2 protein-coding genes are annotated in these 1343 nt (G+C 65.7%); both read left to right on the plus strand.

What is annotated here, in order from left to right:
* The coding region (locus tag AC27LF_RS45430; protein ID WP_487231311.1) for a cytochrome c oxidase subunit I at positions 1 to 909 on the plus strand (909 nt) is incomplete at its 5' end.
* Positions 906 to 1304 carry a cytochrome c oxidase subunit 4 gene (locus tag AC27LF_RS45435; RefSeq protein ID WP_479662457.1) on the plus strand — a complete coding sequence of 133 codons (399 nt, stop codon included), beginning with the start codon at positions 906 to 908 and terminating at the stop codon, positions 1302 to 1304. The genes AC27LF_RS45430 and AC27LF_RS45435, both read left to right, overlap by 4 nt.
* The last annotated feature ends 39 nt before the right edge of the window (positions 1305 to 1343 follow it).

A 1343-nucleotide genomic window follows, 5' to 3' on the forward strand; every position in this document is an offset into this window, starting at 1 on the left:
CCGTTCTTCGGCATCATCTCCGAGGTCATCCCGGTCTTCAGTCGTAAGCCGATGTTCGGCTACATGGGTCTGATCGCCGCGACCATCGCCATCGCCGGCCTGTCCGTGACCGTGTGGGCGCACCACATGTATGTCACCGGCGGTGTGCTGCTGCCGTTCTTCTCCTTCATGACCTTCCTGATCGCGGTACCGACCGGTGTGAAGTTCTTCAACTGGATCGGCACCATGTGGAAGGGCTCCCTGTCCTTCGAGACACCGATGCTGTGGGCGACCGGCTTCCTGATCACCTTCACCTTCGGTGGTCTGACCGGTGTCATCCTGGCGTCGCCGCCGATGGACTTCCACGTCTCCGACTCGTACTTCGTGGTGGCCCACTTCCACTACGTCGTCTTCGGCACCGTGGTCTTCGCGATGTTCTCCGGCTTCCACTTCTGGTGGCCGAAGTGGACCGGCAAGATGCTGGACGAACGCCTCGGCAAGATCACCTTCTGGACGCTGTTCATCGGCTTCCACGGCACGTTCCTGGTGCAGCACTGGCTGGGCGCCGAGGGCATGCCGCGCCGGTACGCCGACTATCTGGCGGCCGACGGCTTCACCGCGCTGAACACGGTCTCCACGATCTCGTCGTTCCTGCTGGGTCTGTCGATCCTGCCGTTCCTCTACAACGTGTGGAAGACGGCCAAGTACGGCAAGAAGGTCGAGGTCGACGACCCGTGGGGCTACGGCCGCTCGCTGGAGTGGGCGACGTCCTGCCCGCCGCCGCGGCACAACTTCCTCACCCTGCCGCGGATCCGCAGCGAATCCCCGGCGTTCGACCTGCACCACCCTGAGATCGCGGCCCTGGAGCAGCTGGAGTACGCCGGTCACGGCAGCAGCGCCATCGCGGGCGGCAAGGAGGCCGGCAAGTGAAGATCCAGGGCCATCTGTTCATGTGGCTGAGTGTCTTCGTGCTCGCCGTGGCGGTCGTCTACGGCGTGTGGTCGAAGGAGCCGGCCGGAACCACGGCGCTCTTCCTGGCCTTCGGCCTGTGCATCATGGTCGGCTTCTACCTGGGCTTCACCGCCCGGCGGGTCGACGTGGGCGCCCAGGACGACAAGGAGGCCGACGTCGCGGACGACGCGGGCGAGCTGGGCTTCTTCAGCCCGCACAGCTGGCAGCCGCTCGCCCTCGGCATCGGCGGCGCGCTGGCCTTCCTCGGGATTGCGGTCGGCTGGTGGCTGCTGTACTTCTCGCTGCCGATCATCCTGATCGGCCTGTTCGGCTGGGTCTTCGAGTACTACCACGGTGAGAGCCGCACCCAGTAGGACGCACCGGACACGCACGGGAGCCCGGTCCCCGCAAGG

It is taken from the genome of Streptomyces diversicolor, from assembly GCF_057537855.1.